The sequence below is a fragment of the Bacillus sp. FSL K6-2819 genome, from assembly GCF_038008305.1.
GTDB classification, from domain to species: Bacteria; Bacillota; Bacilli; order Bacillales; family Bacillaceae; genus Bacillus; species Bacillus amyloliquefaciens.
This window is the reverse complement of record NZ_JBBOYV010000001.1, coordinates 714,470-739,538: the sequence shown is the minus strand read 5'-3', so window position 1 is coordinate 739,538 and position 25,069 is coordinate 714,470. Positions and strand designations below refer to the sequence as shown.

Annotated in this window: 18 protein-coding genes; 5 read left to right on the top strand and 13 right to left on the bottom strand. The window is 48.3% G+C overall.

Annotation, left to right across the window (positions count from 1 at the left end):
- Positions 1-158: 158 nt before the first annotated feature.
- Entirely contained in the window at positions 159-1,715 is a 1,557-nt protein-coding gene (locus MHH91_RS03895; protein WP_013351343.1) for an ABC-F family ATP-binding cassette domain-containing protein, read from the top strand.
- Between the two features lie 43 nt (positions 1,716-1,758).
- On the opposite strand, the gene MHH91_RS03890 is transcribed toward MHH91_RS03895, so the two are convergent.
- The 3 genes from MHH91_RS03890 to MHH91_RS03880 form a co-directional block, all read right to left on the bottom strand.
- Positions 1,759-2,943, bottom strand: coding sequence for an MFS transporter (locus tag MHH91_RS03890; protein WP_013351342.1), 1,185 nt, complete (start codon positions 2,941-2,943; stop codon positions 1,759-1,761).
- A 63-nt stretch (positions 2,944-3,006) separates the two neighbouring features.
- Entirely contained in the window at positions 3,007-3,429 is a 423-nt protein-coding gene (locus MHH91_RS03885) for a MerR family transcriptional regulator (protein WP_013351341.1), read from the bottom strand.
- 270 nt (positions 3,430-3,699) lie between these two features.
- Positions 3,700-5,589 (bottom strand): ABC-F family ATP-binding cassette domain-containing protein, encoded by a 1,890-nt coding sequence (locus MHH91_RS03880; protein WP_014471555.1) that lies wholly within the window; start codon positions 5,587-5,589, stop codon positions 3,700-3,702.
- Positions 5,590-5,747: 158 nt separating this feature from the next.
- Here MHH91_RS03880 and MHH91_RS03875 point away from each other — a divergent pair, with 158 nt between their 5' ends.
- Positions 5,748-6,815, top strand: a complete 1,068-nt coding sequence (locus MHH91_RS03875) for a tetratricopeptide repeat-containing glycosyltransferase family 2 protein (RefSeq protein ID WP_013351339.1) — start codon at positions 5,748-5,750, stop codon at positions 6,813-6,815.
- A 45-nt stretch (positions 6,816-6,860) separates the two neighbouring features.
- On the opposite strand, the gene MHH91_RS03870 is transcribed toward MHH91_RS03875, so the two are convergent.
- From MHH91_RS03870 to MHH91_RS03860, 3 genes are all read right to left on the bottom strand, one after another.
- The gene (locus MHH91_RS03870; protein ID WP_013351338.1) at positions 6,861-7,760 is read right to left on the bottom strand and encodes an SDR family oxidoreductase; all 900 of its coding nucleotides are present in this window, start codon (positions 7,758-7,760) and stop codon (positions 6,861-6,863) included.
- Between the two features lie 132 nt (positions 7,761-7,892).
- A complete protein-coding gene (locus MHH91_RS20760; RefSeq protein WP_373418726.1) occupies positions 7,893-8,297 on the bottom strand; it encodes a methyl-accepting chemotaxis protein in 405 nt (134 codons plus the stop codon).
- A 465-nt stretch (positions 8,298-8,762) separates the two neighbouring features.
- Positions 8,763-10,220: an aldehyde dehydrogenase family protein gene (locus MHH91_RS03860; protein WP_013351336.1), complete on the bottom strand. Its 1,458-nt coding sequence runs from the start codon at positions 10,218-10,220 to the stop codon at positions 8,763-8,765.
- Between the two features lie 244 nt (positions 10,221-10,464).
- Between MHH91_RS03860 and MHH91_RS03855 the strand changes: the two genes are divergently transcribed.
- Positions 10,465-11,850: an amino acid permease gene (locus tag MHH91_RS03855; RefSeq protein ID WP_013351335.1), complete on the top strand. Its 1,386-nt coding sequence runs from the start codon at positions 10,465-10,467 to the stop codon at positions 11,848-11,850.
- A gap of 117 nt (positions 11,851-11,967) precedes the next feature.
- Positions 11,968-13,197, top strand: coding sequence for an MFS transporter (locus tag MHH91_RS03850; protein WP_014469873.1), 1,230 nt, complete (start codon positions 11,968-11,970; stop codon positions 13,195-13,197).
- A 29-nt stretch (positions 13,198-13,226) separates the two neighbouring features.
- On the opposite strand, the gene MHH91_RS03845 is transcribed toward MHH91_RS03850, so the two are convergent.
- The 7 genes from MHH91_RS03845 to MHH91_RS03815 form a co-directional block, all read right to left on the bottom strand.
- Positions 13,227-14,165, bottom strand: a complete 939-nt coding sequence (locus tag MHH91_RS03845; protein WP_013351333.1) for a putative nucleotide-diphospho-sugar transferase — start codon at positions 14,163-14,165, stop codon at positions 13,227-13,229.
- Positions 14,166-14,180: 15 nt separating this feature from the next.
- A complete protein-coding gene (locus tag MHH91_RS03840; RefSeq protein WP_013351332.1) occupies positions 14,181-15,341 on the bottom strand; it encodes a glycosyltransferase family 2 protein in 1,161 nt (386 codons plus the stop codon).
- Between the two features lie 28 nt (positions 15,342-15,369).
- Complete coding sequence (locus MHH91_RS03835; protein ID WP_013351331.1) at positions 15,370-16,281, bottom strand: putative nucleotide-diphospho-sugar transferase; 912 nt, start codon at positions 16,279-16,281, stop codon at positions 15,370-15,372.
- 24 nt (positions 16,282-16,305) lie between these two features.
- Positions 16,306-17,274, bottom strand: coding sequence for a GDP-mannose 4,6-dehydratase (locus tag MHH91_RS03830; RefSeq protein ID WP_013351330.1), 969 nt, complete (start codon positions 17,272-17,274; stop codon positions 16,306-16,308).
- A 6-nt stretch (positions 17,275-17,280) separates the two neighbouring features.
- Complete coding sequence (rfbF, locus tag MHH91_RS03825; protein WP_013351329.1) at positions 17,281-18,045, bottom strand: glucose-1-phosphate cytidylyltransferase; 765 nt, start codon at positions 18,043-18,045, stop codon at positions 17,281-17,283.
- Between the two features lie 220 nt (positions 18,046-18,265).
- On the bottom strand, positions 18,266-20,194 hold the full coding sequence (locus tag MHH91_RS03820; RefSeq protein ID WP_013351328.1) for an LTA synthase family protein: 1,929 nt from the start codon (positions 20,192-20,194) through the stop codon (positions 18,266-18,268).
- A gap of 429 nt (positions 20,195-20,623) precedes the next feature.
- Positions 20,624-23,809 (bottom strand): bifunctional cytochrome P450/NADPH--P450 reductase, encoded by a 3,186-nt coding sequence (locus MHH91_RS03815; RefSeq protein ID WP_013351327.1) that lies wholly within the window; start codon positions 23,807-23,809, stop codon positions 20,624-20,626.
- Between the two features lie 164 nt (positions 23,810-23,973).
- On the opposite strand from MHH91_RS03815, the gene MHH91_RS03810 reads away from it, so the two are divergent.
- Positions 23,974-25,044, top strand: coding sequence for a DUF3900 domain-containing protein (locus MHH91_RS03810; protein WP_013351326.1), 1,071 nt, complete (start codon positions 23,974-23,976; stop codon positions 25,042-25,044).
- Positions 25,045-25,069 lie beyond the last annotated feature (25 nt).

The window sequence follows — 25,069 nt, the reverse complement described above, 5'->3', positions numbered from 1 at the left end:
AATTCTTAAAATCTACTCCATAGTATCTCAAATGCACGCGCCAAACGCAATTTTCTTTTTCCTTCCAAGCCTTTTAACAAACGGTCTCCTCCTTTATAATCATAAATGAGAAAGACACATGACGAAACAGCGTGTCTGATAACGATAGAGGTGTAATGATGAGTATTTTATCCGTAAAAGATTTAAGCCACGGCTTCGGTGACCGTGCGCTTTTTAACAATGTATCGTTCCGTCTTTTAAAAGGGGAGCACGTCGGCTTAATCGGAGCAAACGGCGAAGGTAAATCAACGTTTATGAATATTATTACCGGAAAGCTTGAGCCTGATGAGGGAAAAGTTGAGTGGGCGAAAAACGTGCGCGTCGGCTATCTCGATCAGCATACCGTGCTTGAAAAAGGGAAAACGATCCGCGATGTGCTGAAGGATGCGTTCCATTACTTATTTGCGATGGAAGAAGAAATGAATGAGATTTATAACAAAATGGGCGAAGCGGACCCTGACGAGCTTGAGCAGCTGCTGGAAGGTGTCGGTGTCATTCAGGATGCCCTGACGAATAATGATTTCTACGTGATTGACAGCAAAGTCGAAGAAATCGCCCGGGGCCTCGGCTTGCAGGATGTCGGACTTGACCGTGACGTCACTGACTTAAGCGGAGGACAGCGGACGAAAGTGCTGCTCGCCAAACTGCTTTTGGAAAAGCCGGAAATCCTTCTGTTGGACGAACCGACCAACTACCTCGATGAGCAGCATATTGAATGGCTGAAACGCTATTTGCAGGAATATGAAAATGCGTTCATCTTAATTTCTCACGACATTCCGTTTTTAAACAGCGTGATCAATTTGATTTATCATGTGGAAAACCAAGAGCTGACGCGTTATGTCGGTGACTATCATCAATTCATGGAAGTATACGAAGTGAAAAAACAGCAGCTCGAAGCCGCCTATAAAAAACAGCAGCAGGAAGTGGCTGAGCTGAAGGATTTCGTCGCCCGAAACAAAGCGCGGGTCAGCACGAGAAACATGGCGATGTCCCGCCAGAAAAAGCTTGATAAGATGGATATGATTGAACTGGCGGCTGAAAAACCGAAACCGGAATTCCATTTTAAGCCTGCGAGAACGTCAGGCAAGCTGATTTTTGAAACGAAGGACTTAGTCATCGGCTACGATACTCCGCTGTCACGCCCGCTCAATCTCAAAATGGAACGCGGCCAGAAAATCGCCCTGTACGGCGCAAACGGCATCGGGAAAACGACACTGTTAAAAAGCCTGCTCGGTGAAATTCAGCCGCTCTCAGGCACGGTGGAACGGGGCGAACATCAATACACGGGCTATTTCGAGCAGGAAGTGAAAGAAACCAATAACAATACGTGTATCGAAGAAGTGTGGAGCGAATTTCCTTCCTTTACCCAATATGAAATCCGCGCCGCCCTCGCCAAATGCGGCCTGACGACCAAACATATTGAAAGCCGCGTCTCCGTTCTCAGCGGAGGAGAAAAAGCGAAGGTCAGACTGTGCAAACTGATCAATTCAGAAACAAACCTGCTTGTGCTTGACGAGCCGACAAACCACCTGGATGTCGATGCGAAAGAAGAGCTGAAACGCGCGCTGAAAGAATACAAAGGCTCTATTCTGCTGATTTCCCACGAACCGGAATTCTACATGGATATCGCGACGGAAACATGGAACTGTGAGTCTTGGACGACGAAAGTGCTGTAAATACAAAAAGGAACTCCCGCCTGTGCGGAAGTTCCTTTTTTTCTTAATGTCCGGCTTTTATTCCGGCGAGATGTTTGCGTCCCAGAAGCAAGATCAGCATACCCGCCAGCACGACCGCTCCTCCTACAAGGTACGGCGTGTGGGCTGTAAAACGCTCTGACAGCATTCCCGCAATCCACGGCGCAATGGCTCCCCCGATGAACCGGACAGAGCTGTATGCAGAAGATGCGATGGAACGGTCGACAGGAGCGGACCCCATGACGGCTGTCGTCATGATGGTGTTGACCATCCCGAGCACAGCGCCTGCGATGACGATGCAAGTAATGACAAGCGCCATGTGTTCTGTCCAAATGCCCATAATAAACAAAATCACGGCAAAAGAGATGAACAGAACGACGAGCGAACGGACTGTGCCGAGCGCTTTATGCAAGGCCGGCGCTGTAAATACAGACGTAACCGCAAGCAATAAACCCCAGCCGAAAAAGACATAGCCGAGACCGTGCTCATCCAGATCAAGCACAAACGGTGAATAGGCAAGCAAAATAAAGAAACCGAAGTTGTATAAAAACGCCGCCGACGCCATGGTCAGCAATCCTTTATACTTGAGCGCCTTCATTGCGTCAAACACACCGACGCGTTTCGCCGGTTTCGGCAGCTTCGGCAGCATGAGCGAAATCGCACAAAGTGCGATTAACATGAGGACAGACACTCCGAAAAACGGAGCGCGCCATGAGATGCTCCCAAGCTCTCCGCCTGCAAGCGGTCCGACGGAAATCCCCAGACCGAGCGCGGCCTCATACAAAATAATGGCTTTGGCGCTGCCCCCGACGGACACTCCGACGATGACGGCAAGCGCGGTTGAAATAAAGAGAGCATTCCCGAGTCCCCAGCCGCCGCGATAGCCGACAAGCTGAGCGATTGAACCTGAGCTTCCGCCAAGGGCGGCGAACACGATGATAAAAATAAGTCCGAGAAGCAGTGTCCATTTTGCGCCGATCCGGCTGGAAATCGCCCCGGAGAAAAACATCATAAAACCGGTCACGAGCAAATAACTTGTAAACAGCAGCGATACTTCACTAGGTGAAGCATGTAATTGTGCGGCAATTGCCGGAAGAATCGGATCGACAAGTCCGATTCCCATAAAGGAAATAACACAGGCAAACGCAACCGCCCAAACGGCTTTCGGCTGGCTGAATAAGCCTGTTTTCTGTTGTGATGATGTATCCATTTGATCAGGCCTCCTATTTGATCCATTAAAAGAAACGCTATATCCATAGCGTTTACAGCAAAATCATTCGATTGATTGAATGGCGCGGTCAGCTTTTTCTTTCATTCCGTTAAGGCGCTCTTTAAAATGCAGGAATGTGCTGATCTTTTCATCAATCATCTCAAGCTGGTGATTCAAAGCGTGCTGAATTTCTTCCAGCTTTTCTTTCCGTTCCTTCGGATCCAGTGACAATAAGTACCCCTCTTTGTTTAATTCCAGCTGACGGCTCATCTCCATAAACTGCTGAAGCTCCTGAAGGGAAAAACCGAGCACTTCTTTTGTGCTTGTTACTTTTTCAAGTTCCTCCATATCATCCTCAGAGTAAAGCCGGACGCCGCCTTCTGTCCTTTTAGGAGCAGGAATTAAACCAATCTCCTCGTAAAACCGAATGGTTCGTTTTGTCAATCCGCTTCGTTTGGCAACTTGATCAATCTTCATCCATTCCAAGGTGAATCCCCCTCTTGTCGTATCTGATACTATTATACACCTTTTGAACCTTAACGTAAACGTAAACTTTTAAAGAAAAAATTTTGTTATAATATGCTATCATTAGATATTTCGATGCGATTTGTGTTTAAACTTGGACGGTTTCGGACGCTTTGCTGGGATTGCTTTAGACGGACATGAACAAGAACATATCGCTCAAGCGGTATGTTCCGGCAGACATCTGTTTATGACAAAAAAGCCGGTATGACCTGGGGATCATACCGGCTTTTCTTAATTCTCAAGTTCTTCAATCATCAGTGACAGTTCAGTCCAGCGTTCCATCGCCGCTTCAAGCTCTTCAGCCGTTTTTGCCTGTTCGGCCATCAGTTCTTGAATCTTTCCGAAATCACTTCCCGCTTCGGCGATTTCCGCTTCCAGACGCTGATGCTTCTCTTCAAGACCGGCGATTTTGTCTTCGATGCCGTCCCATTCGATCTGATCCTTATACGAAAGCTTTTTGCGCTTTTTCTTCGGCTCTTCCTCCGCCTTTTTCTCTTCAGCCGGCTGTTTTACCGACGTTTTCTTTGCTTTTGCATATTCCATGTATTCGCTGTACGAACCTTGGAAACGGGAAATGACGCCTTGCCCTTCAAATACGATCAGGCGGTCAACGACTCGGTCAAGGAAATAGCGGTCATGGGATACCGTGATGACGACGCCCGGAAACTGTTCGATATAATCTTCGAGCACGCTTAATGTTTCTGTGTCCAGATCATTGGTCGGCTCGTCTAAAAACAGCACATTCGGCTCCTGCATCAGTACATTCAGCAAGTACAGACGGCGCTTTTCCCCGCCCGACAGCTTTCTGATATACGTCTGCTGCATCGGGCGCGGGAACAGAAAGCGCTCAAGCATTTGTTCCGCGGTGATGACATCGCCCTCCGCCGTTTTGACGATTTCAGCCGTCTCTTTTATATATTCAATGACTTTCATATCACCGTTCATTTCACTGTGATCCTGGGTGTAGTAGCCGATCCGGACCGTCTGCCCGATGGTGATATTGCCGCTGTCAGGCTGAACTCGGCCGGCGAGGCTGTTTAATAGTGTTGTTTTCCCGATTCCGTTCGGCCCGATGATGCCGATTCTTTCCCCCGGGATGACAAGCTCGTTAAATTGGCTGATCAGCGCTTGGCCGTTATAAGTAATGGTGACGTTTTCCGCTTCGATCACCTGTTTTCCGAGACGGTGGGAGCCGATCGCGAAATCGAGCGATCCGGAGACTGCCGGCCCTTTTTGCTCCTTGAGCGCCTCTGCTCTGTCCACTCTCGCTTTTTGTTTTGTCGAGCGCGCTTTCGCCCCTCTTCTGAGCCATGCCAATTCGCGGCGCAGAAGATTTTGACGTTTTGTTTCTTTCTGCTCTGCCAGTGCTTCCCGTTCGGCCCGCTTTTCCAGAAATACTTCATAGTTTCCCTTATACGTATAAAGGCTGCCTCTCTCAAGCTCGTAAATTCTGTTCGTCACCCTGTTCAGAAAATATCTGTCGTGCGTGACAAGCATGACGGCGCCCGGATATTGCGATAAGTAGCCTTCCAGCCATTCAATCGTTTCATTGTCCAAATGGTTTGTCGGTTCATCCAAAATGAGCAGGTCAGCCGGCTGGATGACGTTTTTCGCAATCGCGACGCACTTTTTCTGGCCGCCGGACAGCTCGCTGACATCCTTCATTAAATCGGTAACGCCAAGTTTTGTCAAAACCGTTTTGGCTAACGTATTCGCTTCCCATGCATCATTCGCGTCCATTCTGGCCTGCGCATCAAGCAGGTGCTTCTGGCGCTGTTCATTTTCAGGCTCTTCATTCAGCGCCTGAAGCGCTTTTTCATACTCTCTCATCGTTCTCATGACTGCCGAGTCGCCGGAATAAATATGTTCAAGCACGGTTTGTCCGGCAGGAAGCTCGGGGTCCTGATGCAAAAATTCAATATGCACGCTTCCTGACGCCGTAATCTCGCCTTCTTCCGTTGATTCAAGGCCGGCAATGGTTTTCAGAAGCGTTGACTTGCCCGTTCCGTTCGGGCCGATTAAACCGATTCTTTCATTCTCTTCAATATGAAAGGAGATATGGTCGAATAATGTCTTATCTCCGTATGTTTTATAAAGGTTTTCCGCTTTTATGATGCTCATGGTTCCTATCAATCCTCACGTAAGTTCATGTGTTCATTTTAAATCAGGCGCTGGAATAAAACTAGTAAAAGGGCAGACAAATTTCTTGGAAGAGATCATTTTGTCCGAAGAATGTTTCCGCCTCTCCTTTTATACACTGGAGGTGAAGAGGTGATGACATGATCAGCGTCAGTTTGTGCGTTATTGTAAAAAATGAAGAGGAAGTGCTTGCGGGCTGTCTTGATTCCGTCAAAGACATTGCGGATGAAATGGTGATTGTTGATACGGGCTCAACCGACCGGACGAAAGAAATCGCGGCCCGTTATACGGATAAGATTTATGATTTTGAATGGGTCGATCACTTTGCAGCCGCCCGGAATTTTGCGTTTTCCAAAGCGGAAATGGATTATATTCTGTGGCTGGACGCCGACGATATTTTTTTGGAAAAGGACCGCGAAAAACTGCTTGAACTGAAGGCGTCACTTTCAAAAGAAGTTGACGCGGTATCCATGTATTATCACGTCGGCTTTGATGATCGGGGAGAGGTCAGCTTCAGATACCGGCGCAACCGTCTCGTCAAGCGGGAAAAAGGGTTTCACTGGATCGGAGCCGTGCATGAATATCTGGAAGTATACGGAAACATCATAGAAACCGAGATCGCCGTCACACACCGCAAATCCGAGAAGCAGCATTCGCCTCCCTCAGACCGCAACTTGAGGATTTACGAGAAAATGGCGGAAAACAATGAAACGATGACACCCCGCGATTTATTTTACTTTGCGAATGAATTAAAAGATCACGGCCAGTATCAGCGCGCCATTACGTATTATCACCATTTTCTTTCCACAAAACAGTGCTGGATCGAAGATGAGATCAGAACATGCCAATACTTATCCGATTGCTACAGGGCGGTCGGCCATGAAGAGGCAGCCATGACGTCTCTTTTAAAATCATTTTTGATCGATTGCCCGCGGCCGGAGTTCTGCTGCAGGCTGGGTGACTTTTTTGCTGAGAAACGGCAATACCGGCAGGGCGTGTTTTGGTATGAGCTCGCCCTATCCGCCAAAAGCAGCGATGCAGGCTTTACCCAGCTCGAGTTCTCCACCTGGTATCCCCATCTGCAGCTCTGCGTCTGCTACTGGCAGCTCGGCGACAGAGAAAAAGCGAAGATTCATAACGACAAAGCCGCCTCCTACCACCCGTCACATCCGAGCGTACTGTATAATCAAAACGTGCTCGGCACATAACATCAAAAAAAGAGCTGCCCCGTATGAAGGGCAGCTCCTTATTGATTACGCTGTCGGAATTCCTCCGCTTACACTATAAATTTGGGATGTCACATAGCTGGATTCCTCTGAGGCCAAAAAGACATAAATCCCCGCAAGCTCCGCCGGCTGGCCGGCACGATTTAATGGAACGGCCGGTGTTTCCTTGCCGAATTTCGGAATGTTTTCACCGGGCTGTCCTCCCGAAATCTGCAGCGGCGTCCAGATCGGCCCCGGCGCTACCGAGTTGACTCTGATTCCTTTATTCGCCAGCTGCTTTCCTAAGCCGACGGTAAAACCGATAATAGCATGTTTCGTCGCGGCATAATCCAATAGCATCGGGCTTGGATTATACCCTTCTACGGACGTTGTCGTGATAATAGACGCGCCTTTTGGCAAATACGGAAGCGCCGCCTTGACGAGCCAATACAGTGAAAATACATTGACTTCGAAGGTTTGATAGATTTGTTCTGTGGCAAGATCGCTGATATCATCCACTGCCTGCTGTTTGCCGGCGACAAGAGCGAGCGTGTCAAGACCGCCAAGCTCTTGATACGCTTTTTCCGCCAATTCTCCGCAAAACGCTTCATCGCTTAAATCACCCGGCAGCAGAACGGCTTTTCTTCCTTCTTTTTCAATTAATGCTTTTACTTCTTCGGCATCCGGCTGTTCCTCAGGCAGATAGTTAATGGCTACATCCGCCCCTTCCCGGGCATAGGCGATTGCGGCAGCCCGGCCGATTCCCGAATCGCCTCCGGTAACAAGGGCTTTTCTTCCCTTCAGCTTTCCTGCTCCTTTGTAGCTTGTTTCACCGCAGTCCGGCACAGGCTTCATCTCTTTCTGCAAACCGGGCGGTTCCTGATATTGTTTTGGAAATTCATCATGGTCATATTTCGTCTGCGGGTTGTGCAGATTTGCATCAGACATACAAAACTCTCCTTTATCATTGGTGATGTATTCGTATGTGTACCCTTGAGCATGACGGGTCAAACGTGTGAGGAGCAGTTTCCGAATGCTAAGATAAAACAAAAAAAGGAGCCCGTAAGCTCCCCCCCTTTTTTATGAATCTCCGAGCACGTTTTCAGCCATTTTCGCTAAATGCTGGGCGCTTCCCGAAATTTCCTGCATCGTTGCAGAAATTTGTTCAACCGCCGCCGCTTGGCCGTCTGTGTTCTGGTTGATGGATTCAATAGAATCCTCCAGCCCTTTCAGCAGGCTGTGGATTTTTTTCGTAATCTGGTCAATTTGGCCGACATTGTCTTTTGAATGAGTGGCAAGCTTGCGGATTTCGTCCGCCACAACGGAAAAGCCCTTGCCGGATTCTCCGGCTCTCGCGGCTTCAATAGCCGCATTTAAACCGAGCAGATTGCTTTGATCTGAGATGCCCTTGACTGTGACGGAGATGTCTGCGATTTCTCCCGCGCTTTCACTGACTTGTTTCGCCTGAGCGGAAATCCCGGACATCTGTGACGAAAAGCCGTTGATGGATTCTGAAATATCCGCGACCGCTGAAGCCGTCTGTTCCACGACGGCGGACAGGCTTTCAGCGACATCATGAAGCTTGGCTGATTTTTCAAGGCTGGTGCCGAGACCGACGCCGCCGATAACTTTTCCGTTTTCATCGTGAAGCGGAATCGCTCTGGCAATCAGCGGAAATCCGAACAGCTCTTTCGGCACCATGCTTGTCTTCTTCTGATTCATGCGGATCGCGTCTGTAATGATATCCCCTTTTTGCAGCGGGTCGCCCGGCTTTACGTTAAGAGAAAAAGTTTTAGCCGGAATGTTCACGATTAATTTTTCCGTATCATAAATCCCGATGGTGATGTCATCTTGGATCAGACTGTTTAAAAAAGGCGCAACTTTGACAAAAGCGTCAAGCAGGCTGTGCGTTTGCTGCTCCGTCTGTATACTCATTTCTTTCACTCCTTCTTAATATGGGAATTGCCGTTTTTCATGCTGAACCGAAATCCATTTCAGCGTGGTGAATTCTTCAAGGCTCCATTCGCCGTTCAGCCTGCCGAGACCTGATTGCTTCTCGCCGCCGAACGCGACATTCGGTTCATCATTAATGGTCGTATCATTGACGTGAATCATGCCGGTCTCGATCCGCTTTGCAAACTCAACGCCCCGCTCAACGTTTGCCGTATGCACGGCTCCGCTTAAACCGAACGGTGTCGCGTTTGCGATGCTGACAGCTTCATCCTCCGTTTCAAACGGCATGATGCAGACGGCCGGGCCGAACAGTTCCTCCTTCGCGATGCTCATATCAGGCTTCACATCTTTTAAGATGACAGGTTCAGCGATCGTTCCGCTGAATCGGCCGGACAAGACCGGAACCGCTCCCTCTTCTATCGCCTTTTCAACAGACCGTTTTAAACCTTCCGCCTGTCTCTCATTGATTAAAGGCCCGATAACCGTATCAGGGTCCATCGGATCGCCGACTTTCAGCGATGACACTTTCGCTTCGTAAAGCTCTGTAAATTTGTCATATACAGACGTGTGAACGAGCACGCGGTTCGCCGACATGCAGATCTGGCCCTGATGCGTAAACCGGCTGAATACGGCCGCATTGACGGCGTATTCGAGATCAGCATCCTCAAGCACGATCAGAGCGCTGTTTCCGCCAAGCTCCAACAGCGGTTTTTTAAAGTGTTTAACCGCAAGCTGTCCGATATAGCTGCCTACCCCTGTTGAACCTGTAAATGAGATAATTCGCGGCACGGGATGTTCGACAAAGCTGTCGCCGATCTCCCCGATATCCGTAACGATGACGTTCAGCAGCCCGTCCGGTACGCCGGCCGCTTCAAAAATTTTCGCGATAAGCGTGCCGCCGCAGATCGGTGTTTCTTCATGAGGCTTCAATACAACGCCGTTCCCCGCGCCGAGTGCCGGCGCAACAGATTTCATTGAAAGGAAAAACGGGAAATTAAACGGGCTGATCACCCCGACGACTCCGGCGGGTATTCTGTACAGCCTGTTTTCTTTTCCGTCAATCGTCGACGGGAGAATTTTCCCTTCCATCCGCACCGGAAATGTTGCGGCTTCTTTTATCATATTTTTAACAAGTCCGATTTCAAACTCAGCCTTCAGTCTTGTTCCGCCAAGTTCCTCCATGATTAAGTAAACAATCGCTTCTTCATGCTCTTCGATGAAAGATACCGCTTTTTCCAAAATGGCCCGCTTTTTAAAAGGGTTTACTTTGTCCCATTCTTGTTTCGCAAGAGCCGCGGCACGGTACGCCGCATCCACATCATCAGGCGTCGCTTTTCGGAATGAGGTGATGACTTTCTGAGTATAAGGATTTCTGTCTTCCAATACGTTCCGGCTGCTTCCATCCCTCCATCGGCCGCCGATAAACTGCTTATTTAGTTCTTCATATTGAAACATGTAAACATCTCCCTTTCACCGAAACTTGAAAATAGTTAATGGGTCATTTTTTGTATCGGTCTTAACGTGAGAAAATTGAACTATTTCACGATAAAATTACTTTCTCTTCCTCACATCGACGCTTTTGAGCTTTGTCCTTTTAAAGTGGAAAATTCTTTAATTGACTGCGCGAAATTTCAACAATATAATACAAACGTCAGTGTATATAATGATGAGAATATTATGAATTTTCAGGAGGACCCATATGTCTTTACTATTTCGGAAAAAGCCGCTGGCCGACTTAAAGGCACAGAGCAGACAGACCAGTCTGGCCCGCTCGTTAAGCGCTTTTGACTTGGTTTTACTCGGAATCGGCTGTGTTGTCGGCACGGGGATTTTTGTGATTACCGGGACCGTGGCCGCGACAGGCGCAGGGCCGGCTTTGATTCTTTCGTTTGTGCTCGCGGGGCTTGCCTGCGCGCTCGCCGCGTTTTGTTATGCGGAATTTTCTTCATCCATTCCGATTTCAGGCAGCGTATATACGTACTCATATGTCACCCTCGGGGAATGTCTCGCGTTTTTAATCGGATGGGACTTAATGCTTGAGTATGTCATCGCGCTCGCCGCCGTCGCAACCGGCTGGTCATCGTATTTCCAGTCGCTTCTCGCAGGCTTCGGGCTGCATCTTCCGGAGGCGCTGACCGCCGCACCCGGAAGCAAAGCGGGCGCCGTGTTTAATCTGCCGGCCGTTATCATTATTTTGGTCATTACCGCAATTGTTTCAAGGGGCGTGAAAGAAAGCACCCGCTTTAACAATGTCATTGTATTGATGAAAATTGCGATCATTCTGCTGTTTATCATCGTCGGTTTCGGCTACGTGAAACCGGAAAACTGGTCGCCGTTTATGCCGTTCGGAATGAAAGGCGTCATCGCGAGCGCCGCGACCGTTTTCTTCGCGTATCTCGGATTTGATGCCGTGTCAAACGCGTCAGAAGAAGTGAAAAATCCGCAGAAATCAATGCCGATCGGAATCATCGGCGCGCTCGCCATCTGCACCATCCTTTACATTACGGTGTCGCTCGTTCTGACAGGAATGCTTCCGTACACCAAATTAAATGTCGGAGATCCGGTATCCTTTGCGCTCCAATTTGTCGGCCAGAACAAAATAGCGGGCATTATCTCCGTCGGCGCGATTATCGGGATTACAACGGTAATGCTCGCTCTGCTTTACGCTCAGGTGCGCCTTACATTTGCGATGAGCAGAGACGGCCTTTTGCCCCGCATGTTTTCCAAGGTTCACCCGCGCTTTAAAACACCGTTTCAAAACACTTGGGTGACGGGAATTGTCGCTGCCGGGATCGCGGGTTTTATTGATTTGGGAACCTTGGCGCACCTTGTCAATATGGGCACTTTGGCGGCCTTTACGGTCATCGCGATCGCCGTCATCGTTTTAAGAAAGAAACATCCGGAGATCACATCTTCCTTCCGTGTTCCTTTCGTGCCTTTTGTGCCGATCATCAGCGCATGCTTATGCCTTTATCTCGCATGCAGCCTGCCGGGCGTGACGTGGCTCTCCTTTGTCATCTGGATCGCCGCCGGGATCGTCGTTTACATGGTGTATTCGAGAAAACACAGTTTGTTAAACAAATAAAAAGGGAGGCTCTTTTTTCGGTTTGAGAAAGAAGAGCCTTTTTTGCTCTTGATAATTCATTCACCTTATGAATAATATGGTGTATGCTTCGCTTACAGAAAAAGGAGGAGAATAACTGTGGCAATTGCCGCCCCGCTGAAAGAAAAACCTGTCCAACGTCCCGAGACAACCATGTATTCCATTTTATTGATTATCGGGATCTGTCATTTGCTGAACGATTCGCTGCAAGCGGTGATTCCTGCGATGTTTCCTATTTTGGAACGTTCCATGAGCCTTACCTTTACGCAGCTCGGAATCATCGCCTTTACGCTGAATATGGTGTCATCCGTGATGCAGCCCGTCATCGGCTGGTATACGGATAAACGCCCGATGCCGTATGCTTTGCCGCTCGGACTCACCTCAAGCATGCTCGGCATTTTAGGCCTCGCGTTCGCCCCGTCTTTTCTGACGATTTTATGCTGTGTATTCTTTATCGGCCTTGGCTCCGCCGTCTTTCATCCTGAAGGGTCGCGTGTCGCTTACATGGCGGCAGGCAATAAACGCGGCTTGGCGCAATCGATTTACCAGGTCGGCGGAAATACCGGCCAGGCGATGGCGCCATTGATTACCGCGCTGATTCTCGTTCCGCTCGGTCAATTCGGTTCTGTCTGGTTTACGCTTGTCGCCGCAATCGCTGTGCTGTTTCTCATTTATATCGCCAAATGGTACAAAGACCGCCTGATTCATTTGCGCGCCGCAAGTAAAAAATCGCCGGCCGCCGCTGTACAGACCGTGATTACAAAACCGATTATTCTTGCCCTTATCATGATTATCTTCTTAATTTTCGCACGCTCCTGGTATGTGAGTGCAATCGGCAACTTTTATACGTTCTATGCGATGAATGCTTATCATGTCAGCATTCAGCAGGCACAGAGCTACATCTTCGTCTTTTTATTTTTCGGCGCTGTGGGAACGTTTCTCGGCGGACCGCTTGCAGACCGTTTCGGAAAGCGGAACGTCATCATCGTTTCGATGATGGCATCGGCTCCCTTGACGATTTTCCTTCCGTTTGCGGGCCCTGTCATCGCTTATGGCGTACTGGCCCTGATCGGCGTTGTCCTGATGTCCAGCTTCTCCGTAACGGTTGTCTACGCGCAGGAGCTTGTTCCGGGGAAAATCGGCACGATGTCAGGGCTGACGGTCGGACTCGCCTTCGGAATGGGAGCGATCGGAGCCGTTGCGCTCGGCGCCCTCATTGATTCGGCGGGATTAACGCCGACCATGACAGCCGTCGCCTTTCTGCCCGTTTTAGGCCTGCTCGCCTTTGTCCTGCCGAGCGACAAAACCTTAAAAGAATGGCACTCATAAAAAAATCCCTGCCAAAAAGGCAGGGATTTTTATGTTTCAACCGTATAAAAATGAGTGTCAGGAACCGCATATCTCGGAATAAACCCGTCTCTGAAATCTGGGAACGCTTGTTGAATTTCATCAATCCATTTTTTAATATTTTTGATATACGGCACGTAAATATAGCTGACTGTCGCCTTGTCATCGATGTGATAGTACCAGCACAGATTGAATTCGTTCTCCGTGACGAGTGTAAAACCGGAAAAATGATAAAAAATCAGCGGGGTGTCATTGACATATACAGCTCCGTCGCGCAGGCTGACTTTATATTTCTCAATATTCCACAGCGCCGCATTCGCGCCGATCGACTCCGAGACATGGACGTGTTCAAATTGCGCGGGCCACTTTTCAACATACCTTTGATCACCGTATGTCTTTTTTTCTTCATTCATCTCCACGGTACAATAAGAGATACAATCCTGTCTCCATTGCCAGACCGCCCGGTACGCTTCCTCAGTATTCCGCGCGCCGACAAACCCGGTGTTGTACTGCCCGGTCAGCTTGTAATAGGACGCAAACCGTTTTGAATTGCGGTGATCCGTCAGAAAAAGAGAAGCATCCGGCTTTTCCGCAAACAGCCTATCCACATCTGAGAAGAAAAAGAGATCGGTATCCAAATGGGCAAAATATTCGGCTTCCTTATACTCCGTCATCACATGGAACAGAAATGCCGGCTTCAGCGTCCAGCAATATTCATGAAACGTCCGGCCGCCCTTTGCTTCAAGCAGCTCCGGATCCTCCATTTCATGGAGCTGAACCGCCGTGACATGCTCCCACGGCACCTGCTGAAGCAGTTCATACGCCTTCAGGTCGACACACAGCACATACAGATGAAAATCACGGCAATGCTCATGGAGAGAATGAATCATCGGCATCAGTTTAAAGATATGCGTTCTTGAAACAATGGTTGAAAAATGATATTTACTCACCATATCACATCCAGTTTATTTAAGATCCACATGCAGTAAATCAGCAATCAGCGCTTTGAACGCCCTGGCAAAGTGCGTGACGCCCAGCTTTTTTTCCGCTTTTGACAAAAGCTTTTGGACCTCCGGCAGATGAAAGCTGTTCGCCGTGATACGCGGGCTTTTCGTCTTCCAGTCCGGGTCGAGGTTGCGGTCTTTAACCACGTGCAGCAGCTCGAGAAAGATGTGCAGCAGGCTTTCATATTTCTCATAATCAAGCAGTTTTTCGATGTCTGCCATAATGCTGTTGGTCAACTCCGCATCAAATGGGCCGTTAAATGCGAGGTGCACGTCAAGCGAATGAATATCATTGTACTTGTCGCACATGTACGCGATATTCGTCCTGATGTCATCAACGGAAGCGCAGTTGCTCGGATGCTCCTGATGGACGCTCATGATATCGCGCCGCAGCTGAAACGCCAATCCCGACTGATGAAGCCTGATGCCGAGATCATAATCCTCAAAGCCGTATCTGACAATGCCTTCATCAAACAGGCCGAGATCTTCCACGTGCTGTCTTTTCACTGATGAATTGTTCGTAATGAAAAAACGCCACGGCAGACGGTAGCCTTTCAAATCGTCCCCGTATTTTCCCAAAATACTTTTCAGCGCGCGGATAAAATCGGTATCTAAGTCAAAGCATTGGTCAAGAAAGCTTCCGTCTCTGATCGCACTTTCATCAAGAAGCGGCTCTTTATCTCCCGGCAGATCTTCATACAGTTCGGCTAGCTTTTCCTTATGCTCTTTTTCAAAGCGGTCATAATAAAAGCTGTACAGCCGCTTCCAGAACATACCGCAAACGACAAGATCGTCCCGGTTCTCATGAGCCTTGATATGCTTAGCCACCAAATCCTTTTCGGCAAGCATGTCACTGTCATGGAAAATCAAAATATCGCCTCTGGCATTGCGAACCGCCTGATTCCGTCCGTAAGCGATCCCTCTGTTTTCTTTAATTCTCACAAAAATCAGCGGAAAATTCGCGCTGAATGATTCAAGCATGGATAAGGTTCCGTCTTCTGAACCGTTGTCAGCCACAATTACTTCGAACGGCTCTGTGCATTCCTGTTCATTCAGGGAGAGCAGGCTGTTATACAGCCTCTCCTTGGAATTATATGCGGGAACAATGACGCTTGCCTTCACTTTTTGTTCACTTCCTGTATATGATCATTTATTTGTTATCATCCTCAGATGCAAAGCCGCTGAACTCCGGGCAGACGGCGCTGACCGTCCCGATCACCTGCTTCAGAATGTCCTGGTAAAGCTGATGGACAAACGGCAGGTCGGTCCGGGTCGTCTCGTGAATCTGCCGAATGTCGTTGGCTGTGACGATCCGATATCCGCTGAAATGATAGAAAATCAGCGGACTTCCGTCTTCGAGCACAAGGCGCCCGTCCTTCCATGAAAACGTATGCCGTCCGTAATTCCAATGGCCGATATTCACGCCGGGCGTGGCAATGTCACACACATTCGGGAACAGATCAGACATGTAATCCAAATAGCCCTGATCTCCGAATTTTCCTTCCCCCGGCGCATTTTTGCATTCTTCCAGGCAACGTTCTTTCCACCACTTGAGACAATCTGTGCCGGCCCGGTCGGCTTTGAAGCTGAGAAAACCGGAATTATACCGGCCTAAAAGACGCTGCAGCATGTCAATTTCCTGTTTTTCAAATGAGGGGATGACGATATCGCCCCGTGACAGAAGCACCGAACAATCCGGCTGATTTTCAAAAATCGGGCGCGGATCAGCGAAGAAAAACAAATCGGCATCAATGTACGTGACACGCTCTAAGTCCGGATGTCCGTCCAGTACGAATTCGAGAAATACCGGCTTCACCGTCCAGCAGTATTCGCTCTGATCCCTCGTCCGCTTCAGTTCAAGGAGCTCCTCATTTTCCAGTGCCGACACCTGAATCAAGGTGACATTATCCGGCCGCATTGCTTGAAGCACGTCATAGGTGTCTTGATCCATGCACAAAGTAAAAATGGGGGCGTCCGCCTGAACCTCTTTCAATGAGCCGAATAAAGCGATGGCCTGATATAGCCTTCCTTTTGATAAAACTGTGCAATATGCGCTTGTCACGTCTTTATCTCACCTCTGTTTTTGTTACTTTTGAAAAAAGGCTTTATACCATTCAATCGTTTTTTCCAATCCTTCATCAATGGCATGCGCGGGTGTCCAGTTCAGAAGCTTCCTCGCCTTTTCAGCCGATAAATATTGATGCTTGATTTCGTGGCTTCCCTGGTTGAGCACCTTCGGCTTCAGATCACTGTCCATGGCCTTAAGAATTTTTTCTACCAGTTCCAGCACCGTCAGCTGAATCTCATTGCTGAAGTTGAACGCTTCTCCCGCAAGATTGAGCTCCTCCATCTTTTCCGCCAGCAAAAGGTATGCTTCGACCGCATCCTCGATATAAAAATAATCACGGATAAATGTGCCGTCGCTGCGGATTTCCGGCGCTTCACCGTTCAGCACGAGCTGAATCGTCTGCGGAATGATCCGGTTGAAATTCAAATCCCCGCCGCCGTACAAATTGCCGCAGCGCGTAATACAGACTGGAAGGCCGTACGTATTAAAATATGTGTGGCTTAACAGATCGGCACAGCTTTTTGACACGTCATACGGATGTTTGCCTTGAAGAGGCATGTTTTCATCGTACGGCAGTGTCGGCTGGTCGCCGTATGCTTTATCACTGGAAGCGACGATCACACGCTTGATAAGCGGATGTCTGCGGCACGCTTCAAGGATGTTCCATGTGCCGAGAATATTGGCTTCAAAAGTGGAAATCGGATTGCGGTTTGCGACACCGACGATCGCCTGAGCGGCTAAATGAAAGACCGTGTCAATTTCATATTCGCCAAGCGCCCGCTCAATCACATCCAGATCTTCAAGCGCGCCCTGCACGATATTCATTTGCTTCACTTGTTCTCCCTGATACAGATTTGATTTGGGCACAGTGTCACGGACAAGTCCTGTCACATTGGCCCCCTGATCGATCAGTTCCTTCACCAAGCAGCTTCCTAAAAGACCTGTACATCCCGTCACAAACACATTTTTATTTTTCCAGAAACTCAAACCTGATCACCATACCTTCCATACATGTTGTCCTTGATCCCACATCTTGTTGATTTCCAGCAGGTTTTTATACGTATCGATCGCCGTCCAGAATCCGTAATGCCGGTATACAGCTAATTCGCCGGCCTTCGCCAGCTCCTTCAGCGGTTCTTCTTCAAACATGACATCCCTGTCTTTCGGCAGATAATCGAATACCTTCGGGCTGAGCACGAAGAATCCGCCGTTGATGATGCCGTCGCTTGAGGTTTTTTCAGAAAAGCTTTTCGCCATGCCGTCTTCGACTCTCAGCGTCCCGAATTGCGAGGTCTTCTCAATACCGGTGACGGTTGCCGCAGCCCCTTTTGATTGATGATAGCTGATCAGATGAAACATGTTGATGTTGGCCAGTCCGTCCCCGTACGTCATTAGAAAGGTTTCATCCCCGATGATGTCCTTTGCCTGTAAAAGCCGCCCCGCCGTCTGCGTGTGTTCCCCCGTGTCTAAAAAAGTAATTTTCCACGGCTCGGATTTTCCCAATATCCGCACTTCTCCGGTAGAGCTGTCCAGCGTCATGCTGTGATTCTTCCAATCATAATCTAAGAAATATTCCTTAATCATCTCTCCTTTGAAACCAAGAAGCAGGATAAATTCGTTCACGCCATAGTATTGATAGAGTTTCATAATATGCCATAGAATCGGTTTTCCGCCAATCATGGCGAGCGGTTTAGGACGTTCATTGGTGATTTCGCTCATTCTCGTTCCTTTCCCGCCGCAGAGAATGACTGCTTTCATCTCTACCCCTCTTCTCTGTGAATATTGGATTCGAAACCGCCCGTACAAGAGAAACCCAACCCGATAATTTGTCCGATTCTCTATTACCGGTTTCAAAATCTACTGTAAGATATGAGAGATTGGCGCCCTTTGTGACCAAAAGCTCTCCCTTTTTTCAGATTAGTGAAGATACACACAAAAAAAAGAACCTTACGGAAGATATTCCGCAAGGTTCTTTCTATTATTTATTATCCTGATTGAGCTTTTCTTTGCCGTAATGATATTTTGACGGATCAACCGGCGTAAAGTCGTTCATTTTGTGGAATCTGAGCAGGTCTTTGTACATAACGCTGTCAGACAGCTTCAGCTGCTCTGTGACTCTGGCTTTCAGGTTTTTCGTTTCCTGATTGCCTTTCAGTTCTTTTCCTGTCTTCGTATCGTATACGACATTGGAAATAGAAGTATATTTCGGCGTGACGTAATCTCCGTTACGGAACGTCACCGTGTCATCATGGTCTTTCGAGAAGAGATCGGTACCGAAATTAATATATTTCTTAGAATCGATGCCTTCTAAGTGAAGGATCGTCGGCATTACATCCATTTCACCGCCGTACGTATGGTTCACTCCGCCTTTTTTGCCAGGGACGTGAATCATAAGCGGCACACGCTGGTTCTGCGCGTTTTGATAAGGCGTAATTTCTTTGCCGAGAATTTCTTTCATCGCGCGGTTATGGTTTTCAGAGATTCCGTAGTGGTCTCCGTAAATCATAATCACCGAGTTGTCATATAAACCGGACGATTTCAGGTCTTTAAAGAACTGTTCAAGCGCTTCGTCGAGATAACGTGCGGTCTGGAAATAGTCATCCACAGTCGCGTCTCCCGTTTTCGCTTTTTCGATCGTTGCGTCTTTTTCATCAAGCGTAAACGGATAATGGTTCGTCAGCGTGATTAAATGCGCATAGAACGGCTGTTTCAGCGATTGAAGCTTCGGAATGGATTCTTTAAAGAATGGTTTATCCTTCAGTCCCATATTGACAAGGTTGTCGTCAGACATATCGTATGTGCTGGCGTCAAAGAATTTGTCATAGCCGATATGTTTGTAAATCTGGTCACGGTTCCAGAATGATTTGTAGTCACCATGTAAAACGGCGCTTGTATAGCCTTCACTTTGGTCAAGGATGGCAGGTAGCGATTGATACGTGTTTTCTCCTTTTGTCACGAAGGCTGACCCTTCAGGCAGTCCGAACAGGCTGTTATCCATCATCAGCTCTGCGTCAGATGTTTTACCTTGGCCTGTTTGGTGGAAAAAGTTATCAAAGTACGTCATGTCTTCTCCGCCGCGGGCGAGTTTATTCAGGAACGGCGTGACTTCTTTACCGTCAAGTTTGTAATTGATCAAAAACGATTGGAAACTCTCCAAGTGAATCTTAATGATGTTTTTGCCTTTAGCCTTGCCGAAATACTCGGCGTCCGGCTTCGCGTAATGCGACGATGTGTAGTTTTCAACGCTCGTCAGGTCATCGCTGCTTGCATATGCCCGCTGCGTTTCCGTCTGTGCCGTCTGCACGCCGTCATAAATCGTGTAATTATAAAGGCCTAAGTATTTCACAATGTAGTTGCGGTCGAATGTTCTTGTCAACAGCTCCGGGCGGTCCTCTTCGGCAATCGCCAAGTTAATGAAGAACAAAACGATACCCGTAACGATAATTAATGACGTATAACGTTTTTTCAGCTTGAATTCCTTCAGCTCACGTCTCCACACCAGCAGTGCGATTAAAATAATAATGTCAACAAAGTATAAAATATCATGGCCGGACATAATGCTGAAGATGCCGTCTCCCATATTTCCGACATTACCGGATTGCTTTAAGTTAGGGAATGTCAAGAAATCATCGAAGAATCGATAGAATAGGATATTTGCATACAAAATAAACGTCATGATGAAATCAATAATCACCATAATAATCGCTGATTTGCGGCCTTTCGCAAACAATGCCAGTCCTAAAAAGAAAATGGCGCTTGAGAACGGATTGATCACAAGCAGAAACTGCTGTGTCGGCCCCTTCACCCCAAGGTTGAATTCAGCATGATAGGCTAAATACGTTTTGGCCCAAAACAAAATAATAGCCAGTACAAAAAAACTAAGTCTGTAAGAAAATAATTTCTTCATGGCAACCTCTACTTTCCTAAACACTTTAAATCTGTATTCTTACTTTTTGCTTCAATTCCTGCTTTCCGAGCAAAACGAAAGCATCACACAGCCCCATAAACACACCATTTTTAAAAACGATATATTTATCATTCGTGTCATGCCCATTGAACATCTTATCCCGCCAGCCATTAGACGCAGGATATCCGTTCTTCGTTTCACATTTTTTTCTTACATTAAAAGGATACCGTATCAAACCGGGTCTCCAAAATATGAGATACCAAATATAAGAATAACACAAACTTGTAAAAACGAAAAATGAATATCAAAGACAGCCGCCCACCAGGCGGGCTGAAGTTATTGTATGCAAAGGGTTTGAAAAACTTGAAGGTTTTTTTCGGCTGATGCAAAAAAAGGACTGGAGTGATCCAGTCCCCATATGCGTAATTTTTAAATTCCCGCCCAGACATCTTTTGCATAAATGCCTTTTGTCTGGAGATCCAAAAGCCACTCTTGTGCTTGCCGTTCATCTGTTCCGTGAGCCGACTGATATGCTTTTTGCAGCGTTTCCTCTACATCAGGCGCCATCTTGCTTCCGTCGCCGCATACGTATAGATGCCCTCCCCTGTCAAGGATCGAAATTAAAGTTTCGGCATCTTCCGCCATTAAGTGCTGCACATACGTTTTCGGTACGCCTTCTTTGCGGGAGAAAGCCGTATGAAGCGTCACGATTCCGTCTTTTTCATAAGCTTCAAGCTCGTCACGGTAAATAAAATCATAATCGTTTCTGCATCCGAAGTAGAGATGGGCCTCCCCCAGCTCTTTTCCTTCTCCTTTTAATGCCGCCCGCGCCTGCAAAAATCCGCGGAACGGGGCGACTCCTGTGCCCGGACCGACCATAATAATCGGTTTTTCCGGATCTTCCGGAAGCCGGAATTTTGTTTCCGGCGTGCGGACAAACATCACGATACCATCGTCAGGACTGCGATCCGCCAAATAGTTCGAAGCGACTCCGCGATACTCCCCCAAACCGCTGCGGGCGGGGCCGCGAACGACGCCGACGGTAATTGAAGCCTGCCCGGGATGTTTCAGCGGCGAGCTTGAAATCGAATAATAACGCGGTTTCAGCGGACGCAAAAGCTCCAAAAATCGTTCAAACGGAAGCTCACACGCTTCATATTTTTCAAGGAGATCGAGCATTGAGACGCGCAATGTCAGGATTTGCTCCTGATAGACACCCTCCTCAAGAAGACCTTCCAATTCATGTTTGTGCGGCGGGCAGACAGTATAAGCGGCCATTTCACGGATTTGAGCTCTTGATGCCGCTTCCTGCAATTCGACGCAGCTGCTCAGAAGATCGTGCAGCCTGACCGGCCGATCGAGCGGGAGATGAGCCGCGCTCTGTCCGCTGGCCGTCAGCAGCACTTGGTCGTTGCCGTTCAGATTGTACCGGCGGAGAACACGGCTGACCTGCTCTTTGCTGTTTACAGGCAGAACGCCGAGATGATCCCCTTCATTGTAAGCAGCCTCCTTCGGCAGAATGATTTCAATATGCCTTGTGCTTCTATCGCTTTCCGGCGCTTGGAGCTCCCTGTTTTCCGCAACGGATGCGTAAACCGCTTCATACGTCTGAGCCAAGGGAGAGCCGCCAAGCCCGCTCACAAATTGAAGGCCCAGCGTACTCCGCTCTTTTTCGGCATTTTCATTCAGCTTGAGACCGAACGCTTTCATGGCGTCCTTCCACATACTTTTTTTCCATTCATCAAGCTTTCCTTCAAAATCGCCGCTGACATCACCTTCACCTCGTGAGGAAAAGCGTTCCGCCCCTTTTTCAGCAAGCTTTTCATCAATAAGTCTCGGAACGGCCTGATATGTCGCCGCCCAGTTATGATCACCGCAGCCGAAGACGGCATATCGGACGCCTTCCAATTCCCCTTGTTTGACTTCTTCAAGCCATTGAACGAATTGTCCGGCGTTACTCGGAGGCTTTCCGTTATAAGAGGACGTAATGATCAAGAGAGCTCCTTCTTTCGGCAATTTTCCGATCCGGTCATTCAAAGGTGCCGTTTCAGTCCGGACGCCGTGCATCCCGGCAGTATCGGCAAGCTCCCACGCAACGCCTTCTGCGGTTCCCGTATCTGAGCCGTACAGAATCAGAAGCGGTCGGTTGTCAAGCCCGATAATGGAAGCGCCTTTTGTCTCCTGTTTTTCTTTTGTTACGTCTTCCGCCGCTTTTTCAGCCGCCGTGAAAGCCGCCGGAACGGCTTCTTTGCTCCGCGGCCGCACCCGGATATGAAAGTCGTTGGGCTTGAGCGTTAACGTCTGTTTAATATCCAGCTCATAATCGGTATGGTCTGTAAAGGTAAAATGCTGAAGAATCATCCCCAGTACAAGAGTCGCTTCATGCAGCGCGAACTGCATGCCGATACACGCCCGCTGACCGTTTCCGAACGGCTTGTACGCATGGTGGGGCACTTGATCAGGATGTTCAAACCGCTCCGGATAAAATTCCTCCGCATTGTCTCCCCACGCGTCTTTATCACGATGAAGCTGAGGAATTAAGACGGAAATTCTGTCTTTTGTCGTGATCGGATATTTCCCGCCGATCACCGTATCCTCTTTCGCATAAAGACTGAACGCAGGCGCGGTCGGCCATAAGCGCAATGACTCCTGCAAAATCATCCGGATATAGGTAAGCTCCAGCACTTGTTTATACGAAGGAACGGGATCGGTCAATACCCGATCAGCTTCCTCATAAGCTTTTTCCAAAACGCGGGGATGCTTCAGCAGAAAGTAGATGGCAAAGGAAAGCAGGCCGCTTGTCGTTTCATGGCCGGCAATTAAAAACGTGATGATTTGAAAGCGGATATTTTCATCATCAAGTTTTTCACCTGTTTCCGGGTCTTCAACATTCAGCATCCTGGCCAGCAGATCTTTTTCATCCCGGCCGCCGTCTGACCTGCGCTCTGCGATAATACTGTCTACCAACGAAAACATCGCCTGAATATCATGATGAAATTGGCGCTTCGTCCTGATCATGAGCTTATCCTGAACATCAAGACGCTGCATTTGGTGCATCGCTTCATCAAGTGCGCGCACCATGCTGTTAATAAACGGATGAGGCGTTTCTCTGTAATAGCTGTTAAACCGATAGTTAAAACCGCACAGTCCGATCGTATCGAGCGTCAGCCGGGTCATATCAGCAGGCACATCAACGGCCTCATCAGGATTCAGCCTTGCCCATTTTTGAATCAGCTGCACCGCGATATCAGTCATCATCGAATGATAATCTTTCATCGCGCGCTTGCTGAAGGTCGGCATCAGAATATTGTGCGCCTTTCGCCAGTTAGGCTCGTGCGTCCAGCTTGTAAACAGCCCGTCACCGGAAAACGCGCGGACTTTTTCCAAAGCCCCTTCAATACTTTTATCAAACCGCTCTTCGTCACAAACCTCTTTCACCAGTTCATGGCCGGACACGACGATAATGGTGCCCGCCGGTGTATGCAGCTGAAAAATGGGCCCCTGCTCTTTGGCCAGTTTGATAAGCGACATTGTGGGCTTGTCTTTATCAAGCAAAGGGAGATTGCCGAGCGGCCCGAACGTCTTCGGCTTCGGAATCGGACTTGTTTCCTTCATTTACAACACCCTTTCTTAAACGTTGATGCGTTCCTTCCAACTACAGTGCCCTTTTCACCGGCCGATTATCCGCCAGGACGGATCAATCCTCTGATTGACGATCGATTACGGTTTTTTCTATACTGGAGAGGCTTGTCAAATACAGAAATAAGGTGAGTTCACATATGGATTTTGAAATCAAGTTTTTATCGTTTTATGTCATTCAAGTGGAAGGAAAAGACGATCAGGCAAACAAACAGTTCAAACATTTCCAGACGCTTGATACGGAAGAATTTGAAGAAAGCGAGCTGAAGGATTTTCTTGACGGGGAATTGAAGAAAATCGTCAAACGGAAAGCCGAACGGCACCCGCAATCAGAGCAGGTCCCCACAAAAATCGGCCATTTTATCACGGAGCCGGGTCATGAGCTTGATTCAAATCCGAATTACAACCTTTTCAACCGCGCCCGGCTTGCGGATACGAAGGAAGCATTTATAGAAGCAAGTGAGCAGTTCGTCCGCACGTACCTCGATACAAGCGCCGTTCGCGGCGGTGTTTTCATTGTGGCATCGGCCGTGCCCCGCAAATATTTTGAGGACAAATTCGTCTTTATGATGAAATGCGATTTCGAGCCGAAGGTCGCCCGCATCTCAGACGCCGCGTCTCTCATTAAAAAAGTCGAAATGGCCATCACGACAAAGAATATGAAAAGCATTCAATATCCTTATATGCCGGAAGAAGGCATGACCGAAGAGCACGAGCTGAAAATCCATCAGGCCTCGCACGCCCGTTATTTCGAGGATTTTCTCAAATTTGTCGAATACGGCGAATCGATGCCGGAAATCATGAAAAACCAAGTCATAAACATGGTGCAGGAACACGTGTATGAAACCTTTGAAGAAAACAGTGAAGAGCTTCAGCAGTTTGAGCACGACATCGAAATTTGGGAAGCGAGTGAAAAGCGGGAAATTCAGGAGCGCCTCGACACCCATCAAGTCATCGAGGCATCCGCGCAGATCATTGAGCATACGCCTGAGGCCGAGCTGAAAATGAAAGTCGGAGAAACAGAGATTAAAGGACTGCTGGCCGATTTCGGCGAATCCATCCATCTCGCGAAAGTGAACGGACGCTATGTCGCGCTCATTGAAGCAGAAACGATTTCGTTTGAAAAAGGCAGTTCACCGGTGGAGTTTCACAAGCCTGAGGGGCTGCATGAGGTGATTGAGCGGATCCGGAATAAATCTGAACAAGACTGACAAAAGTCCAGACGCCATGTTCTGG